A 20442-nucleotide genomic window follows, 5' to 3' on the forward strand; every position below is an offset into this window, starting at 1 on the left:
ACCTATCTTGAATAATCATTTATTAGTAGAAAATGTCATGCCCCTGTTGACATGACATAGAAGCGACTGCCTGTCGCACAAAGAGTCAGTAGATGATATGTCTACTGACTCTTTAATGCTTTAAGTACTTCTTCTTTTGTAATACCCATCATATTCAATCTCTTAAATAATGCTTTCGCATTACCATAACCTAAATGAAAGGCATCATAGACCTGTAGTCTTCTCTTCTTATTTCCTAATACATCTAGATCAATAAATTCATCCCATGAAATAGATTCTTTAGCATCACTAAATGTGACTGCATTCTCTAATGCTTCAATAATTGCATCATGTCTTGCTTCTGCAATACCAAGTTTCTTTACACCCTTGGCATCTTTTTTTGCGACAAAGGCATGCTTCGCATTAGGAACAGCCTGAATGACTTTATTTCTAATCTGTGTACCAGGATAGTCAGGATCTGTTAAGACAATGACACCACGTGTTTTTGCAGCAGTCTTAATGAGAGATAGAATATCTTCGTTGATTCCTGATCCAGATGTTTCAATTGTATCTACATCAAATAACTGTTTAAGTGTTGCTGTATCTGTTTTACCTTCTACTACAACAACTTCTTTAATCTTTCTCACAATATTCTCCTAACTCAGCAAGTCAATCATACGTTCTATTGTACGTTTGACATCTCCCTGATCATAATAATAATCGAAATCTTTCTCAACCATTACAGTGAGTATAAGGCAGCATGTATCATAATCAGCCTGTGAAAGGGTTATACCCTTCACAGGTTTCTTTTTATACTTGTAGTCGCCTAATTCTTGTAATACACGTCTATATATTACAGGGTTATTCTTACAGGCTAATTTCTTTAATACAGAAATCTTATTATAATTCAGTTTTGATCTTATAAAGCCTAGAATAGCCCTACCTCGCGAGGGCGGGGTGGAATGTCCATCTTCCATATCTTCCTCCACTATTTAGATGATTCCATGTTCTTAAATGCTGTTGATAACATTAATTTAATACGGTTAAGCTGGTTTGTTTCACTAGCCCCTGGATCATAATCAATCGCAACGATGTTAGACTGTGGATATTTTCTTCTTAATGCCTTAATGACACCCTTACCTGTTACATGGTTAGGTAAGCAGGCAAATGGCTGCATACATACGATATTTGGTGCACCTTCATCAATGAGTTCAATCATTTCACCAGTTAAGAACCATCCTTCACCTGTCTGGTTACCAATAGAAACAACTTCACTTGCTTTCTTCGCAATTTGATCAATAGGATGTGGTGCATCAAAACGATTTGATGCTTCTAATGCCTTAATCATATCTTTTCTTAAGAAGTCTACAAGTTTAATCGCTACATTACATAACTTAGCTGATTTCCAGCTTGCATCATAATGTTCATGTTCATATTGAGTATTGTAGAAACAATACTGGAAGAAGTCAATTAAATCTGGCATAACTGCTTCTGCGCCTTCTTCTTCAATAATCTTTACAATCTCATTATTGGCAGTAGGGTGGAATTTTACAAGGATTTCTCCTACAAGACCTACTCTAGGTTTCTTAATATCTAGAAGTGGTAATTCATCAAATTCCTTTACAATCTGATAAACGTTCTTCTTGAATTCCTTCATAGAACCATTTTCAACGTTTTCTTTACACTTTTCTACCCATGATTCATATAATTCATTAGCTGAACCTTTGACCTTTTCATAAGGTCTTACACGATATAAGACTCTCATGAATAAGTCACCATACATAGCCCCAATAATAACCTTCTTAGCCACCTTATAAGTGATCTTAAAGCCTGGGTTAGATTCTAATCCCTGTAAGTTAGCTGAGATAACAGGTACATAATCCATATGTGCATCCTTTAATGCTTTTCTAATAAACGCAATATAGTTTGTTGCACGACATCCTCCACCTGTCTGTGAGATGATCAATGCCACCTTATGAGGATCATACTTACCTGAATTCAAGGCATTCATCATCTGACCTGTTACTAAGATACTTGGATAACATGCATCATTATTGACATACTTTAATCCCTGGTCTACAGCATCTTTATCTACTGAAGGTAATACAACAAAGTTATAACCTTCTGAATTCATTGCAGTTTCTACAAACTGGAAATGAATAGGAGACATCTGAGGACATAGAATAGTCCATCTATCATCCTTCATTTCTTCTGTGAATGATACTTTTTCAGATTCATATTTATTTTCTAAGTGTACAGTATTGTCTTTCTTCTTTACTGTTGCTTTAAGTGATCTAATACGGATTCTGATTGGTCCTAAGTTAGAGGCTTCATCAATCTTAATAAGTGTATAAATCTTACCTCTTGCCTGTAATAATTCAGCCACCTGGTCACTTGTAACTGCATCTAATCCACATCCAAATGATGTTAACTGGATAAGTTCAAGATCTGGCTGAGTTGTTACAAACTCTGCAGCACGATAGAGTCTAGAATGATATGTCCATTGGTCTACTACACGTAAGTCTAAGTTTTCTTTATTTAAATTACATACAGAATCTTCTGTTAATACACAGAAGCCTTCACTTGTAATTAAGCTTGCAATACCATGGTTGATTTCTGGATCCACATGATAAGGACGTCCTGCAAGGACAATACCCTTCTTATGGTTTTTATGCATCCATTCCAATGCTTCCTGACCCTTAACTTCAATATCTTTTCTTGCACGTGCTAATTCCTGATAAGCCTTATCAATCGCATTATGCATTTCCTTATCTGAAATATCATATTCAGCTAAAGAATCTTTCATTACCTTAAATAAGGTTTTAGGGTTATTTAAAGATAAGAATGGGTTCTTATATTTCACATGTTTTTCTTCTAAGCTGTCTACATTGTTTCTAATAACTTCTGGATAAGAAGCAACAACTGGACAGTTATAGTGATTACCTGCATCTTCATATTCTTTTCTTTCATAAGCTACTGATGGATAGAAGATAAAAGAAATACCTCTTTCAATTAGGTTTTCAATATGTCCATGAGAAATCTTTGCTGGATAACAGGCATTTTCTGATGGAATAGATTCAATACCCTTTTCATAGATTTTCTTAGAAGATCTTGCAGATAAAACAACTCTAAAGCCTAACTGAGTAAAGAATGTATGCCAGAATGGATAGTTTTCATACATATTAAGTACTCTAGGAATACCCACTTCTCCTCTTTTTGCATCATCTTTAGAAAGTGATTTATAACCAAAGATACGACCATATTTATAATCATAGAGGTTAGGTAGCTTTTTAGATGTCATTGGAAGGTTAGCCCCTCTTTCACATCTATTACCTGAAATATATTCTCTGCCATCATTAAATGATGTAATAGTTAACATACAGTTATTTGTACACTTACCACAGTTTCTAATCTTTGTATCATAGTCAAGTGCTTCTATTTCTTCTAATGAAAGAATAGTAGAAGGTTCATTGTCATCATTTTCAATCGCAATACGGGCCATACCATAAGCACCCATTAATCCTGCGATATCAGGTCTTACTACTTCAATACCTGTTTCTTTTTCAAATGCACGTAGTACAGCTTCGTTATAGAAAGTACCTCCCTGTACAACAACATGCTTACCAATATCTTCTTTACTTCTTAGCTTAATTACTTTATATAATGCATTCTTGATAACTGAATAAGATAAACCAGCACTGATATCTTCTACAGAAGCACCTTCTTTTTGTGCCTGTTTTACCTTTGAGTTCATGAATACTGTACATCTAGAACCTAAATCAATAGGGTGTTTAGACTTTAATGCAAGTTCTGCGAATTCTTCAATCTTATAACCTAATGATTTTGCGAATGTTTCTAAGAATGAACCACATCCTGCAGAACATGCTTCATTTAATGAAATGTTCTGAATGACGTTATCTCTAATAGTAATAGCCTTCATATCCTGACCACCAATATCAAGAATGAAATCTACATCAGGTTCATAGGCTTTTGCAGCAGTATAATGGGCAATTGTTTCTACTTCACCAATATCCACCTTTAAAGCAGCTTTAATAAGGGCTTCACCATAACCAGTAACACCGGCTTTCGCAATATAGCATCCTTCTGGAAGCATCTGATAGATTTCCTTCATCAGACTCATGATCAACTGCAATGGATTTCCTTCATTAGAACTATAGAAAGAATATAAAATAGCACCCTGTTCATCAGTCATGATGATCTTAGATGTTGTAGAACCAACATCAATACCTAAGAATACTTTACCTTTATATTTCTTAAGTGTTCTTTTCTTAGTGATATGAGTAAAGTGTCTTTCTCTGAATTCTTTTAATTCTGCTTCATCATTAAATAATGGTTCTAAGACATTTGTAAGTTCTGTAGGGGAGTCTGAAAGACCTTCTAAGTCTTCAATAATCTTAGAAATGTTTAATGGGTTTTCTACTTTTTCTTTTGCATTTAAACATGCACCCATAGCAACAAATAGCTGTGAGTTCTGTGGGAAGATGATTTCATCTTCAGTTAAACCCAATGTTTCAATAAAACGTTCTCTTAACTGATCCATGAAATAAAGTGGACCACCTAAGAATGCAACATTCCCTCTAATAGGTTTACCACAAGCAAGACCAGAAATAGTCTGATTGACAACTGCCTGGAAAATAGATACCGCAATATCTTCTTTAGATACACCTTCATTAATTAAAGGCTGAATATCTGTTTTCGCAAAGACACCACAACGTGATGCGATAGGATAGATTGTCTTATAGTTTTTCGCATATTCATTTAAACCAGCAGCATCAGTCTTTAATAAAGTCGCCATCTGGTCAATAAATGCCCCTGTACCTCCTGCACAAGTACCGTTCATACGCTGTTCAAGCTGTCCTTCAAAATAAGTGATCTTGGCATCTTCTCCACCAAGTTCTATAACAACATCAGTTTGTGGAATATATGTTTCTACTGTCTTTGTACACGCAATAACTTCCTGTATAAAAGAAATACCAAGCTTATCTGCAAGAGATAAACCTCCTGAACCAGTCATAACAGGATATAAATCAATATCACCCATCTGGTTCTTTACTTCAATTAATAACTCATAGATTGTTTTTCTAACATCTGAGAAATGTCTTGTGTACTTAGAAAACAAGCATTTATCATTCTCATCTGTCAAATAGAGTTTTACAGTTGTAGATCCTACATCAATTCCTAAATAATATTTCATATTTCCACATCCTTCTCTCTTTTTTGAGTATTATATCGAACCTATATTAAACGAATTTTAAGAAATAATCTAGTTTTTTGCATAATAAAATTATAAAATATAACGATAAATACACAAAATTTGTCTATATGTAAGGTAAAATACAAAGTATGTATAAAAGAATTAAAAAGAGGAAAGAAGGATGAAAATATCAACCTATCTCGTCCTCTTCTTGTTTTCCTTCTATTCAATTATAGAAATAATTCACACTCTTTTCTAATTGAACAAGTCTTTTTGATAGCGGTTTCTATGACTACCATTTTTTCTTGATCTAGGCTTCTTGCCTGATTTGGACAAACAACCACACAACGCATACATGAGATACATTTATTCTTGTCTGTCACTTGTGGATTATCTTTACTAATAGCACCTGTTGGACATTTCATTACACATAAGCCACACTTTGTACATAAGGTATTTGCTTGAGGAATCGTTCCTCCACCTGCTTTCTTATAAGGTCTATGACCTGGAATATTCGGTTTAGTATTAATCTTATTAGATGCTTTTTCTAGAATCTGATCACCAAATTCTTCTAATTGATGACAATCATTCTCATCCGGTCTTCCTGTCGCAAATTGATGGAAAATAGAATGTTCAGCAATAGCTGATATAGCTCCAATGACATCAAATCCAGCCATATGTGCATAATCTTCCATTTGAACAAGTGTATCTTCATACGCTCTATTTCCATATACCGCAACAATGACACATTTACAATTATGTGCATTGATTTTAGCAAGTCTATCTAATGCGACCTGTGGTGCTAGTCCAGCATAAGAAGGCATAGCAATTACCGCAATATCATTTTCTGTCAATGATATATCATGATAATTCTTATCTACAATTGTAAGATCTATGTCTTCTACATGTCCCCAATTCTTTGTGATTGATTTTGATACTTTTTCAGTTCCACCTGTTGGACTGAATGTAATTCTGTACTTATTCATCATATTTTTTACCCAACTGCTTCTTTAATTTCCTTTTCGTGATTTACCGCAAATTCACTTAGTTTGTAGGAACGGATTCTCTTATTAACTAATATTGGAATCACAAATCCGTTCTTCACTAAACCTGCCAATCTATTAATTACTGTCTTATTTGTGACTGATAATTGTTTACTCACTTCTATCGGAGTGAACTCAGCTCGATAACTTGAAATCAACAATACTAATAATTCTTTTTCTCTCTCTTTTAAGAAAGATAAACTTCCTGCAATATCTTCCTCTTCAGAAGATAATTGTAGATCACATACTTTTCTAGAATACAACTTTACCATTCGCAGAAAGTAATTAATCCAAATTTCAGGATGTGGTGAATTCTCTCTTCCAGAATAATACAATGCAGGTAACCCCATTTGAATAGAGTCATAATATTCATCTACATCATATGCAAAATACTCTTCTAGTGACCCAATCCCATTAAAACCATATCCATTTAAATCCATAATATATCCAGATAATAATCTTGCGGTTCTTCCATTACCATCCTCAAATGGATGAATAGTTACCAATTGATAATGTACAACTGCTGCAACAATCAATGGATGATCATCAGTAGTATTGACATACTCTATCAACTCATCCAGTAATCCTGGAACATCACTATATTCTGGTGGAATATAATCCGGATTTCCTGTCTTAGAATCATATACCGCAAATAATACTCCTGGTGGCATAGGCCCTCTAAAGCCTATTTTTTCTTTAGGAGCACCTTTTTCAACTAACTTCTGAACATCTAAAATTAGTTTTTTTGATAACTTTTCTTTATTATTCAACTTCTCTTCTAGATAATTCAATGCAAGAAAATAATTTCTTACTTCCTGTTCTGGCTTCAAATAATGTTTTCTTTCATCACTTTCAATGACTTCTTCTGCCTGTTTTTCAGACAAAGGATTTCCTTCAATCTTGTTTGAAGCATAAGAGCTTTTTATCTTTGAATTTTTACGAAGTTTATTCAAAACGTTCTGTGATAATTCTACTAACGATATCTTATATCTGTTCAGTTCTATTTCTAGAATTGAATTTAAAATATCATTAGTTATTGTCACCTTAATCATAAAAGCCCTCCTTCTTTCTATAATTATACCTGTATAAAGAACTTTTTCACTATTCTTTCACTATTTATTCATTATCACACTTTTCTATATCCTCAATATCAGGAATAGTACTTAGTTTAAGTGAATCACTATAATACTCTCCATTACAACATTGAACACTTCCATTAAAACCTTTATCAGATAAAAGTTTCATTAACCTTTGTACCTGTTTTGCATCATCATCACTCATAGAGCCATAAAAATACAACATTAATTCAATCTTTGTATCCTTATCACTTGTGAACTTATGATAATCTTTGATAAATCCTCTACGCTTATTACATTTTACACTCTGTACATCATATTTAATTGTGTCAAGAATCTTGTGAGTCATATAATAATCCACATTTCCCATTCTAAACACAAATCCCTAGAAACATAAGTTTCTAGGGATGTTTTTAATTATTCATCAAATAATGCATGACCGAGTCTTACCATTGTACTACCTTCTGCAACCGCAATAGGGAAGTCATGTGTCATACCCATTGATAGTTCAGTCAATTGATAGTTAGGATAAGATTCCTGTAGTTTAGTTAATAGGTCTTTAGTTGCTTTAAAGTATTGTCTTGTTTCTTCTACTTCAATATTAGGAGCCATCATCATTAATCCTCTAGGATTTAAATGAGGTTTATCTTTTAAGTAGTCCATAACTTCATTCATTTCTTCTTCATTAAAGCCATGTTTAGATTCTTCTTTCGCAATATTAACCTGTAATAAGATATCCATAACGAGATCATGTTTAGCTGCCTGTTTCTCTATTTCATCAATTAATCTATAGTTTGCGACAGAATGAATCATCTGTACCTTATCAATAATATACTTTACTTTATTCGTCTGTAATGTACCAATAAAATGCCATACACCTTTTCCATGGTAGTCTTCATACTTCTTTAAGAAGTCCTGTACTTTATTTTCACCATAGATCATAACACCACATTCTTCTAGCTTTTCTACTTCTTTTTCATCAATATATTTAGTTGCTGCAACAAGCTTCGCTGGTTTAACAGCTTCTAATAATCTTTTAGTTTCTGCTTCATTTACCCTCATCATTTATAACCACCTCGAAAATATTATAATTCATTTAAGGTAAAAGAAAAAGGCTGATTATCAGCCTGATTAAGGATTTGTGACAAAGAATAGCCCTGCTCATAAAGGAGTATGAATTCTTTTCTACAACAGTCAAATTGTTTAAAGAGACTTTCTTTTTCACGTTTATTTTCATATACCTTCCAATAGCCACAACATTGACACTTCTTATGATGTACAAACCCCCATACATCAGCAAGTGGATAACCCAAAAATAACCCTATTTCGTGTGGATATTGACTCATCTCAAGACGTTTCTCTAGATGAGATAGAATATCATGATCAGGATAATCATATTGTTTCAGAAAGGATTGAATGTCTTTGTTAGTCATTAAGTATTTGAGTGAGGAAGGCAGATATACATATACTGTATAACGACCATGAGAAAAAAAGAGATTTATTCGTAATCCTTGAAGGTTAAGAATCTGATCATAATATTCTACAAGTTCATGAACATCTGAATATCTATTATCAAGATGAAACATACTGCCTAACTTACGCTTGATCAAGGTAGGTGTGCAATGCGTAAGAAGAAGATGTTCAAATTGATGATATCCTAAGGTCATATTAAAGTAACTCTTTGATGGCTTCTACATCTTCATCAGTACCATCATTTTCTACTTTGTAAAGACATGGAACATGATAGTCTTCACTGATCTTATCACCAGCTAAACAATATGCTTCACCATATCCAGTATCACCAGATGCAATAACACCTTTAATAGATGGATTGTTTTCTAAGAAGTCTGATACTTCATAAGGAACATCTCCAAAACCATCTGTATAAGTAAATAAGATATAGTCTTCAGAGACTTTTTCTGTACCATCTTCAATATGTAATGCGTCTGTAATACCTAGTTTTCCAATTAATGCTTCTACATTTCCAGTTCTTGATGCATAGACTACTTTCATTGTTGACCTCCTAGTTAGTTCTTGCTAACTGTCTACAGGTTAGCATACGCTAACTATATAGTCAAGTGTTTTTATAAATAAAAAGACTGTTGAATATTCAACAGCCTCATATTTGTATCAACAAACAAAGTATATCAATAATAGTGATTGGTCTTTTCCTGTGTATTAATTCTTTTTCTTATGCAAAAGATACATAGTTATTACAACTATAGCACAGGCAGTGTATACGCTAAAGAGCACATTATACAACTCAAAATCCTGCCATGCATTAAATACATACATGAATATCTCTAAATTTATTAGAGTTAGTATATGACATCCATAAGTTATCAAAAAAAACAAAAATACTATCATTAATAATTTCTTCATTTTTATTTTCTCCTTATAATTCATTAAGATTATGAACAAGTCACAACGCCACCACATTTTTCAGGATACCCTGTATGGCGAGATTTCTTTGTGAGTACTATTCCTGCAGAAGACATACCTCTAGATATACTAATTCCAAATCCTGTTGGAACTATAGATGATTTATGACTATATAAGTAACGCACATTGAAATATTTTAGTTTTCCACTTACTACTCCTGTTATAGAAAAAGATCCCTTATACAAACACGCATAGTATTGATCACCTTTTATTCTTAAAGGAAATGACCATCCGTATGAACCAATAACATCTTGATCACCTTTATTAATTGCTGACTTCGTCCATGTTTTTACACTCTTAGAGGATTTGAATTCCTTGTATTTTAATGAAGAAGTAACGGATGAAACTTCCTTAAAAATATGATTATTATCTGCTTCATATGCCATCGCAAAAGCATCATTTCCATAATCTTCAGGTGTTCCGTTCCAGCTAAAGCTTACTGTTGCTTTTACAGTAGACAATCCTGTTTTCGCATCATAACTTAATATATTCTTCTTAACGCTAAACTTGATTTTTGAAGAGGCTTTTACAGACATTTCCTCTGTTCCATCATAATTCTTTATCGCATCAATTTGAGAATTTGTATACTTATATCTTTTCAATTCCTCTCTTGATTTACCTTTTAATTCATAAATTTGATTTTTAAAACGATCAATATCTTTTCTTGCTTTATTTAACTTCACTGCATTACTATGAGTTTCAGACAGCATGTATCTAGATTTAGTTATATTGTATTCATTTTTTAAAAGAAGATATTGATTAATAACTGTATTATCTAAAGCAGACACTTCAGTATTAGCTAACGATACTGCACAAGCAGCAACTAAAAAAGAAAGCACAATTAATTTTTTCATATCTTAACACTCCATTTTTTAGCATCAATGTAAACGTTTACTACACTTAAATACTATCATGTCACCTGTAACTTTGTCAACGATTGTATAGTTTTTCTATATATTGTCTAACAAATATATTCATGTTACTATTTTTTATGGAGGTAGCCTTATGCCAAAAAAGAATAATAACTTTTTTAAACTAGAAATGTTATTTCTTAAGATTCTTTCAATAAGAGATTGTTATGGGTATGAGATCACTCATTCAATTAAAGAACTTACAAATGGTAAGATAGATATCAAAGAAGGAAGTATGTATCCTGTTCTTTATAAGTTTGAAGATCTAGGCTATATATCAAGTGAGAAAAAGCTTGTTGGAAAGAGAATGACAAGAATATATTATCATTTGGAGCCATCTGGAAAAGAGTACCTAGAGGGCATATACAAAGAATACAAAGAGATGACAAGTATTATTGATACATTTATGGAGGAAGAGCATGACTTACAATAAAAACGTTAAAAAGTATATTAAGCAATGTAAGTATCTATTTCCTTCTTATGGTAAATCTGAAAAAGAATATATAAGAAAGCTCATAGATAATATTGATGATGGTTCTCATGATATGACATATGATGAAGTCGTAGAAAGACTTGGTACACCCAAGGAAGTTATTATTAGTTACTATGAGCAAGAAGATATGGACAAACTGATTGAAAAAGCAAAGGTAAGAAGATTATTAAAGAATTTTTTATCAGTTGCGCTTGTTGTATTATTAGTATTCTTATGCTATAAAGCATATATTTATCAAAAGACTTTTGAAGAAGTAAGAGATTCAAAAGATGGATATTTTGAAGAAACAATAGAAGTCAAAGAAGGCTATGAAATCGAATGATCTCACAGTCTTCTTTTTACTTTGAAAGAAATGGGCATCACTTTTAGTGATGCCCACTTTGGTTATGATCTTTCTTCTATGTACTTTCTAATATTAGACACGTTCACATATTTTGCATAGCTCTTATCATTCGCAACAACAAGAGTAGGGGCCTGCATAACAGAGAATCTCTTTGTGAGGTCTACTTGTTCTTCTGCATCTATTAATTCATAGTCTACATGTTCATCTTCTAATATCTTCTTAATAATACGACAGTTAGGACATGTTTTTGTTGTGAATAAATAAAGCTTTTCATTCTGTATAACAGGTTGTACCTGTTCTTCTTTGATTTTCTTCATATGTCTGCCACTTAGTACTGAGTGACCCATATCATATGTTTTACGTTCCTTGAATTCCTGTGCTTTACCTTCATTCCAGTTCTTAACTGGTCTATAGTAACCTGTAATACGGCTCCATACTTCTGTTGGTTTACCACATATAGGGCATACAGGCTGTTCTCCTACAAGATAACCATGATCTTCACAAATAGAGTAAGTAGGTGAAATAGTATAATAAGGAAGTTTATAGTTTTCTGCAATCTTTCTTACAAGTGTTGCAGCACCTTTCCAGTCTGGTAGCTTTTCACCTAAGAAGGCATGGAATACAGTACCTGATGTATAGAGAGTTTGTAATTCATCCTGAATATCTAAAGCAGTAAATAAGTCATCTGTATAACCTACTGGTAAATGAGATGAGTTTGTATAGTAAGGTGTATTACCATCTTTAGTGGCAGTAATGATATTCGGATATTTCTTCTTATCATGTTTCGCAAGACGATAAGATGTAGATTCTGCAGGTGTTGCTTCTAGATTATATAAGTCCCCATATTCTTCCTGATAAATGACTAATCTTTCACGCATATGGTTTAATACATCCTTTGCGAACTCCTGTGCATCTGTATGTGTTAAATCTTCTTTAAGCCAATTCGCATTGAGTGTTGCTTCATTCATACCTACTAAGCCAATAGTAGAGAAATGATTCTTAAATGAACCTAAATAACGTTTTGTATAAGGGTAGAGACCTTCTTCTAATAACTTACTAATAACATCTCTTTTTACCTTTAGTGATCTTGCAGCAAGATCCATTAAGTGATCTAATCTTTCATAGAATTCCTGTTCATTATGAGATAAATAAGCAATACGTGGAAGGTTAATAGTAACGACACCCACTGATCCTGTTGATTCACCTGAACCAAAGAATCCTCCACTCTTTCTTCTTAATTCTCTTAAGTCAAGTCTTAATCGACAACACATTGATCTGACATCACTTGGTTCCATATCTGAATTAATATAGTTAGAGAAATATGGTGTACCAAACTTTGCAGTCATTTCAAATAATAGTTTATTATTTTCTGTTTCAGACCAATCAAAATCCTTTGTGATAGAGTAAGTAGGAATAGGGTACTGGAATCCACGACCATTCGCATCACCTTCAATCATGACTTCAATAAAGGCTTTATTGATCATGTCCATTTCTTTCTGACAATCCTTATAACGGAAGTCCATTTCTTTTCCACCAACTATCGCATTGAGTTCAGCTAAATCATTTGGTACTGTCCAATCTAAAGTAATATTAGAGAAAGGAGCCTGTGTTCCCCAGCGTGAAGGTGTATTGACACCATAAATAAATGATTCAATACATTTCTTAACTTGATCATAAGGAAGATTATCTACCTTCACAAATGGTGCTAAGTAAGTATCAAAAGAAGAGAAAGCCTGAGCACCTGCCCATTCATTCTGCATAATACCTAAGAAGTTCACCATCTGGTTACATAATGATGCAAGATGTTTAGCTGGTTTAGATGTAATCTTACCTGGAATACCTCCTAAACCTTCCTGAATTAATTGTTTTAAAGACCATCCTGCACAATAACCTGTCAACATACTTAAATCATGAATATGGAAATCCCCATCTCTATGTGCATCCGCAATCTCCTGATCATATATTTCAGATAACCAATAATTTGCAGTAATTGCACCACTGTTACTTAGAATCAACCCACCAACAGAATAAGTGACAGTAGAATTCTCTTTCACTCTCCAGTCAGTCGCATTCACATAACTATTCACTAAATCCTTATAATCAAGAATCGTAGACTTCATATTTCTTACTTTCTCTCTCTGTTTACGATAAAGAATATAAGACTTCGCCACATCACTATAACCTGCCTGTGATAAGATATCCTCTACACTATCCTGAATATCTTCTACTGCAATCTTATGATCCTTGATCTTCTTTTCAAAATCACTTGTGACCTTTAATGCAAGCATATCAATCACACTTGGATGATATTCTTTCTTTAATGAAATAAATGCTTTTTCAATCGCACGGGTTATCTTCTTTAAATCAAACTCTGTAATCTTACCATCTCTTTTAATGACCTGGTACATATTATCATATCCTCTCTTCTATCCCTCTGATTTCACATTCATCAACATATTCTTCTAAAATCTTTTTATAACTCTGGAGTGTTTCTAATGAGCATGCATGTAAACCTTTTTGAATCACATTCTCATTATCTTCAAAGTTTTGAAGATAATAACGCTTAGCACCTTTGATCCATTCTCCAACTAGTCTCATATCATTTTCTGTATGAAATTCTTTAATAATTGTCGTTCTGAATTCATAATCCACATGATTTTCTAATAAATACTGGACTGTTGTCTTAATAGAATCAAGACGATAACCTTCTAAACCAATTGTCTTATTGTATTTCTTAGGCGCATTCTTGATATCTACAGCTACATAATCAACAAGACCTTCTTCTACTAACTCTTTTAACTTATTAGGAAAAGATCCATTTGTATCTAATTTAATAGAGTACCCCATATCCTTGATTACTCTTAAGAAATCCACAATACCAGCCTGTAATAAAGGTTCTCCACCTGTAATACATACACCCTCTAATATGTTCTTTCTCTTTTCTAAGAATTCAAGAACATCTTCCTGTTCAATCTCTACCATATTTTCTGGTAAGAAGACTAAATCAGAATTATGACAGAAAGGACATTTAAAATTACATCCTCCAGTAAATAGAGTACATGCCATCTTTCCTGGATAATCTAAAAGAGTGAGCTTTTGAAAACCAAAGATACGGAAATGGTTCTGGTATGTTGGTTCTTCTATTGCTTTCTTAACTAAAAGATGCATTGTCTTTTCTAATTGATCTACTTCTTCTAAAGTCAAATCAGATGTTAAATGAGACCACCAGTCTTTTCTTGCAAGATACATTTCTGTAATCACATCTTTCGCTTTAGGTGTTGTTTTAAGTATCTTAGAACGTTTATCTAGATTATTCTCTTCTATACGAATATATCCCGCATCATGTAATTTAGATACACTCTTTGTGATTGTACCTTTATCTACAGAACCACTAGAAGACAATTCCTTCATAGTAATACCAGGATGTTCATGAATCATCATTAGATTCACAACCTGTCCATAACCTATATCATATTTCTTTAATCTATTATCATAATATTTAATAGCTGCACGATATAGTAATGCATTATCACTCATGAAGTTCTCTTTCTTATCCATCTCTCTCACCTCTTTAGTTGACTATCCAACTATATTAAGTCTAGCACCAAAAGAGAGCGTATGCAATTGTTGTGAAAATGTTTGCACATTATCTACTCCTATATATAGTATATACTAGTTAAATAAGTAATGTATTGAAGTTATAAGCGATAAAGCCTATATCAAGGAGTTAATAAAAAATATTTGATTATATCTTAGTTAAATAGTTCCATGATATAATTATGAATAAGGGAGGATATAACTATGTCTCTATCAGAACTATTATCGTTTTATATTAATAAGAAGAAAACGAATATGACACAATTTGCACAATACTTAGGAATAGATCGTTCTACACTACATAAGATTATTAAAGGTCAAAGACCTGCAACAAGTGAAGCATTAGTCAATAAAATGACACAATATCTATGTTTAAGTCAGGAAGAAACAAAACAGATATTAGAAGCTTATGAAATTGATACTATAGGTGCTTTTATATTCTATCGTCGTAAACATATCCAAGATTTCTTTAAGGAAGCAGATCATGTATTAGATCATCATTATCAAATAACAGAACAGGTACAAAATGATCAGACTCTTGTAGATGATGTCTATACAGGAAGAATTAATGTAGAACATATACTCTATACTTTATATTCTTATGAACTAAGAGAAGAAAAACCTCATGTAAGAATCATGGAACAGCCTTATGAGATGTCTATTATATTCGATTCTTTTAATCATATTTCAGCAGAGATGCCTATGACTCATTTATTTTATCTAGATAACTCTCAGAAACAGACAAAGAATAATGAATTCTATAACTTAAAGTGTTTAAATAATCTATTACCTGTTATTTTACGTAATAAGAATTATCATCCTTATTACTACTACAGCAATGTCTCTATCATGAATGAACATGATGTATTCTATCCTAATGTAATGATTACAACGCGTTATTTATTTACTTATACAAATGATCATAGTCAGGGAATACTTTATAAACTTCCACAGATTGTGAATGCCTATAAAGAAAAATTTGATGCTTATTTAAAAGAAGCAGAGTGTTTTATGACACGTAATTCATGGACAAACTATCTTACAGACACAGAGACATTCTTTGATACTCATGTTATTACGCAGGAAATAATGACAACACCATGTCCTACTTATGTATTTGAGGAGAACGATTTATCCATTATGCGCAAGGCATTAAAAGACTTCTTTCCTAATAAAGAGGAGTTTATTAAAGACTTCCAAAAATTTGGATATTATTGGAATGAGGTATTCTATCCTCAACATTCTGATATATTCCATATTATCTATACACTGCAGGGATTACGCTATACAGCCAAGACTGGTTATCTCCATGATATACCACCAGAACTCTTTAACCCTCTTTCTTTAGAAGATAGACTCACATTACTTAGAAAGTGGAAAGAATTCTGTATAAAGCATCCTTATGTCATGATGGCAGATATGCCTTATCTTTCTGAAACATCTACAACATACTTCCAGTTAACTAATCAATCATTCCATATAATTGCATCCGATTCAACTGGCACCCTCGCAAATATCTCTATTAAAGAAATCACCCTTGTAGAAGCATTTAAAGACTTTATTGACAATGTAGTGAAGAAGAACGCTTATAGTAAAGAAGATGAAATCAAACTGATTGATGAATGTATAGAAATGATTGAAATGGAGATGTAGTACTATGTATGTTTCTCAATTATTATCTGAATATATCAAGACTAAAAAAATCAATATCAAGAAGTGTGCAGAGTACTTCCAGATAGACCGTTCTACTCTTTATAAGATTATTAGAGGAGAACGTAAAATACCAAATCGTGATTTTATCCAGCAGATCAGTCAGTATCTCTATCTTACTAATGATGAAAAGAAAGAATTATTAAATGCCTATGAAATAGACAGAATAGGAGAGTTCCGTTATTATTGTCGTCAGCATGTAAGTTCATTTCTAAAGGAAGCTACATTATTTGATAATCGTTCTTTTGCGGTTAATGATACCTTAAACCCTATCTTAAAGACAGGACACTATACCAATAAATATGATGTAGAACATCTCTTATATGAACTATCTCTCTTAGAAAGCAAAGAAAAAGACCCTCATATAAGGATCTTGGGTCAGCCTACTCATACACTCTATTTATTAAGAATAGTCTCTTCTCATATACCTATTACTCATTTATTCTGTTTGAATAATACAAATGAACTAACAAAAGATACCAAGTTCTATAACTTAAGTGTTCTTACAAACATTATGCCTTTAATCTTTAATAATGATCACTATAGTCCATATTATTACTATAATGAGATTAATGCGATTAATAACCATCTATGTTTCTTTCCTAATATGATTCTTACTACTAGATATCTTCTCATTTATACAGCAGATCATTCAAGTGGTATTCTTTATGAAAAAGGAGAAACATATGATGCGTATAAAATGCTATTTAATCAATATTTAAAGGAAACAAAGTATTTAATCACTAATACGGATGATAAGAGTGATGTGATAGAAGATTTCAATTGTATTCTCTATGCACCTCCTATTGGTGCACTCTATCAAGAGGACGATCCATTCCCAGTTACTTTAAAAGATAATGATTTTATTGAATCCTTTAACAAACATTCAATGTATTTAAAACAGTTTGTGAAGTGTAATAAAGATCATCTATCAGGACTCTATACTCTACAAGGATTAAGACATTTTGTGGATACTGGTTATACAATTGATTTCCCACAGCCATTCTATCAACCACTAACGATTAATGATAGAATCAAAATCTTACGTAGACTAAAGAACTTTATAAATACCTACTCTATAAACCTTGTAGATGTCCCTGAATATGATAATATGTCTTTCTCAGTTATAATCATGAACATTAATACACTCTATTTCCAGATTGTATCAGCCAGTGGCACTATCAAAACAATACAGCTGCATGAAGCAAGTCTTGTAATGGCTTTTAATGACTATTATCAATATATACTAGAAGAAAAATCGTTAAGTAAAGAAGACGCATTTAAAATCATTGATAGCTATATTACACAATTAGAGATGTTAAAAGAGTGAACCAAAATGTTCACTCTTTTTATGTTAGCTGACTTTTGTACCTGCTGGTAAATCTGTTTCTAATACTTTAATAGATTTCTTAGTGCCACCTGCAAGAATCATACCCTGAGATTCTACACCTCTTAATTTAGCTGGTTTTAAGTTCTTTACAACAATTACCTTCTTACCAGGCATGTCTTCTGGTGAATAACTATCTGCGATACCTGAAACAATCTGTCTTACTTCTCCACCAATATCAATCTGTGATACAAGAAGACGATCTGCTTTAGGATGCTTTTCGCATTTCTTTATTTCACCAACAACTAATTCTACCTTAGCGAAATCATCAATAGTGATTTCAGGTGTTTCATCCTTCTTTTCTGGGACAACAGGCTTAGCAGGAGTTAACTTTTCTACCTGTTTAGCTACTTCTTTAGGATCTAATCTTGCGAATAATACTTCTGGATGATCAGTCACTTTAGTACCTGATTTATATGAACCAAAAGTATCTAACTTCATCATATCTCTTTCATCTGTGTTGATCATATCTAAGATTTTCTTAGATGTACCAGGGATAAATGGTTCTAATGCGATAGCTGAGAATCTGATAGCTTCTACTAAGTTATAAAGTACTGTCGCAAGACGATCTTTCTTAGTTTCATCCTTTGCAAGAGCCCAAGGCATAGTATCATCAATATACTTATTAGTACGTCTTAATAATACATAGATTTCATCTAATGCCTTAGCAAGCTTGAATTCATTTTCTAACTTAATAGTCTTTCCTGGCATTGCGAGTGCGATTGATTTTAATTCATCATCTACTGGTTCACATACATTTGTATTAGTGACAACACCATCAAAGTATTTATTACACATAGCGATTGTTCTGTTTACTAAGTTACCTAAGATATTAGCAAGATCACTATTAATACGTTCTACTAATAAGTCCCAAGTAATTGAACCATCGTTATCATATGGGATTTCATGTAATAAATAGTATCTTACAGCATCTACACCAAATAGGTCTACTAAGTCATCCGCATAAATAACGTTACCTAAATGTTTAGACATCTTAGAATCACCCATTAGTAACCAAGGATGACCAAATACCTGTTTTGGTAGAGGTAAATCTAATGCCATTAAAATGATTGGCCAGTAAATAGTATGGAATCTTACGATATCCTTACCAATAACATGTACATCTGCAGGCCAATATCTATCAAATAATGGATCACTATGACCATCTAAATCATAACCTAAACCAGTAATATAGTTAACTAATGCATCAATCCATACATATACAACATGCTTTGGATCGAAGTCTACAGGGATTGACCAAGTAAATGAAGTTCTTGATACACATAAATCCTGTAAACCTGGTTTTAAGAAGTTATTGACCATTTCATTCTTTCTTGATTCTGGCTGAATAAATTCTGGATGATCATTATAATACTGCATTAAACGATCCTGATATTTAGATAATTTAAAGAAATATGCTTCTTCTTTAGCATCATGCACTTCTCCACCACAGTCAGGACATTTTCCATCTACTAACTGAGATTCTGTAAAGAATGATTCACATGCAGTACAGTATTTACCTTCATAATGACCTAAATAAATATCACCTTTGTCATGTAACTTCTTAAAAATCTTCTGTACTTGTTTTACATGATATTCATCTGTAGTACGGATGAACTTATCATAAGTGACATCCATCATATCCCAGATACGTTTTACTTCTCCAGCAACTTTATCTACATATTCCTTTGGTTCAATTCCAGCTTCTTTAGCCTTTAATTCAATTTTCTGTCCGTGTTCATCTGTACCTGTCTGAAAACGTACATTATAGCCCTGCTGTCTCTTAGCACGGCAGATTGCATCACTTAATACAATTTCATAAGTATTACCGATATGAGGTTTACCTGAAGTATAAGTAATTGCGGTTGTTAAATAAAAATCTTTTGGATCTTTCATATTATCTGCTCCCTCCTGAAAATAAAAAAACGTCCTTAATAAAGGACGAAATTATCGCGGTACCACCTTTTTTACACTTACGTGTCACTCAATCTCTTAACGCGAGTTACGGTTATCCCTATTAGAGATAACAGCTCCCAGACCATCTTTCTAAAGCTTCACACTTATTTACACCAGCCATAAGTTCTCTATGCATTCACTCTAGTCTCTTCTGTTCATTGCTTTTACTTTAAAACTTTAACAAATTTCTACAACCTTGTCAATGATAGGGTTGTAAGTCCTCACATTATATCTGATTCCAATATGATAATGTCTTAATGTATCCAAGTTGATATTGTCCCAATTGGGAC

The 20442-nt window shown here is 32.7% G+C and carries 17 protein-coding genes and 1 other annotated feature; of the genes, 4 read left to right on the forward strand and 13 right to left on the reverse strand.

From position 1 onward, the window contains the following. Positions 1–101: 101 nt before the first annotated feature. The 10 genes from rnmV to DW269_RS09345 form a co-directional block, all read right to left on the reverse strand. Positions 102–626, reverse strand: coding sequence for a ribonuclease M5 (gene rnmV, locus DW269_RS09295; protein ID WP_006504468.1), 525 nt, complete (start codon positions 624–626; stop codon positions 102–104). 9 nt (positions 627–635) lie between these two features. Then, positions 636–956 carry a hypothetical protein gene (locus DW269_RS09300; RefSeq protein WP_022424598.1) on the reverse strand — a complete coding sequence of 107 codons (321 nt, stop codon included), beginning with the start codon at positions 954–956 and terminating at the stop codon, positions 636–638. A gap of 11 nt (positions 957–967) precedes the next feature. Next, positions 968–5194: a 2-hydroxyacyl-CoA dehydratase gene (locus tag DW269_RS09305; RefSeq protein ID WP_117459504.1), complete on the reverse strand. Its 4227-nt coding sequence runs from the start codon at positions 5192–5194 to the stop codon at positions 968–970. Positions 5195–5424: 230 nt separating this feature from the next. Continuing rightward, the gene (locus DW269_RS09310) at positions 5425–6180 is read right to left on the reverse strand and encodes a 4Fe-4S binding protein (protein WP_233502484.1); all 756 of its coding nucleotides are present in this window, start codon (positions 6178–6180) and stop codon (positions 5425–5427) included. An 8-nt stretch (positions 6181–6188) separates the two neighbouring features. Further along, positions 6189–7289, reverse strand: coding sequence for a Fic family protein (locus DW269_RS09315; protein ID WP_117459506.1), 1101 nt, complete (start codon positions 7287–7289; stop codon positions 6189–6191). Positions 7290–7353: 64 nt separating this feature from the next. Then, positions 7354–7662, reverse strand: a complete 309-nt coding sequence (locus DW269_RS09320) for a hypothetical protein (RefSeq protein ID WP_117459507.1) — start codon at positions 7660–7662, stop codon at positions 7354–7356. 68 nt (positions 7663–7730) lie between these two features. Next, complete coding sequence (locus DW269_RS09325) at positions 7731–8378, reverse strand: YggS family pyridoxal phosphate-dependent enzyme (protein WP_187114820.1); 648 nt, start codon at positions 8376–8378, stop codon at positions 7731–7733. 20 nt (positions 8379–8398) lie between these two features. Next, positions 8399–8980: a DUF3793 family protein gene (locus DW269_RS09330; protein ID WP_117459508.1), complete on the reverse strand. Its 582-nt coding sequence runs from the start codon at positions 8978–8980 to the stop codon at positions 8399–8401. Position 8981: 1 nt separating this feature from the next. After that, positions 8982–9326 carry a class Ib ribonucleoside-diphosphate reductase assembly flavoprotein NrdI gene (gene nrdI, locus DW269_RS09335; protein WP_055234096.1) on the reverse strand — a complete coding sequence of 115 codons (345 nt, stop codon included), beginning with the start codon at positions 9324–9326 and terminating at the stop codon, positions 8982–8984. Positions 9327–9724: 398 nt separating this feature from the next. Beyond that, complete coding sequence (locus tag DW269_RS09345) at positions 9725–10609, reverse strand: hypothetical protein (RefSeq protein ID WP_117459510.1); 885 nt, start codon at positions 10607–10609, stop codon at positions 9725–9727. 151 nt (positions 10610–10760) lie between these two features. Here DW269_RS09345 and DW269_RS09350 point away from each other — a divergent pair, with 151 nt between their 5' ends. Both DW269_RS09350 and DW269_RS09355 read left to right on the forward strand, forming a co-directional pair. Then, positions 10761–11099 (forward strand): PadR family transcriptional regulator, encoded by a 339-nt coding sequence (locus DW269_RS09350; protein ID WP_117459511.1) that lies wholly within the window; start codon positions 10761–10763, stop codon positions 11097–11099. Beyond that, entirely contained in the window at positions 11086–11481 is a 396-nt protein-coding gene (locus tag DW269_RS09355; protein ID WP_117459512.1) for a DUF6120 family protein, read from the forward strand. Before DW269_RS09350 ends, DW269_RS09355 begins: the two co-directional genes overlap by 14 nt. Before the next feature lie 62 nt (positions 11482–11543). Here DW269_RS09355 and DW269_RS09360 read toward each other — a convergent pair whose 3' ends face one another. Together DW269_RS09360 and DW269_RS09365 are read right to left on the reverse strand one after the other, a co-directional pair. Further along, complete coding sequence (locus DW269_RS09360; protein ID WP_117459513.1) at positions 11544–13910, reverse strand: ribonucleoside triphosphate reductase; 2367 nt, start codon at positions 13908–13910, stop codon at positions 11544–11546. Positions 13911–13914: 4 nt separating this feature from the next. Then, positions 13915–15060 (reverse strand): anaerobic ribonucleoside-triphosphate reductase activating protein, encoded by a 1146-nt coding sequence (locus DW269_RS09365; protein ID WP_117459514.1) that lies wholly within the window; start codon positions 15058–15060, stop codon positions 13915–13917. 243 nt (positions 15061–15303) lie between these two features. Between DW269_RS09365 and DW269_RS09370 the strand changes: the two genes are divergently transcribed. Next, the gene (locus DW269_RS09370) at positions 15304–16752 is read left to right on the forward strand and encodes a helix-turn-helix transcriptional regulator (RefSeq protein WP_117459515.1); all 1449 of its coding nucleotides are present in this window, start codon (positions 15304–15306) and stop codon (positions 16750–16752) included. 4 nt (positions 16753–16756) lie between these two features. Next, a complete protein-coding gene (locus tag DW269_RS09375; RefSeq protein ID WP_117459516.1) occupies positions 16757–18139 on the forward strand; it encodes a hypothetical protein in 1383 nt (460 codons plus the stop codon). A 24-nt stretch (positions 18140–18163) separates the two neighbouring features. Here the strand turns inward: DW269_RS09375 and metG are convergent, their stop codons facing one another. Further along, on the reverse strand, positions 18164–20092 hold the full coding sequence (metG, locus tag DW269_RS09380; RefSeq protein ID WP_117459517.1) for a methionine--tRNA ligase: 1929 nt from the start codon (positions 20090–20092) through the stop codon (positions 18164–18166). Between the two features lie 38 nt (positions 20093–20130). Then, positions 20131–20320 (reverse strand) — a binding site (T-box leader). Between the last annotated feature and the right edge of the window lie 122 nt (positions 20321–20442).

The sequence above is a fragment of the Catenibacterium sp. AM22-6LB genome (genome assembly GCF_003435615.1).
GTDB classification, from domain to species: Bacteria; Bacillota_I; Bacilli_A; order Erysipelotrichales; family Coprobacillaceae; genus Catenibacterium; species Catenibacterium mitsuoka_A.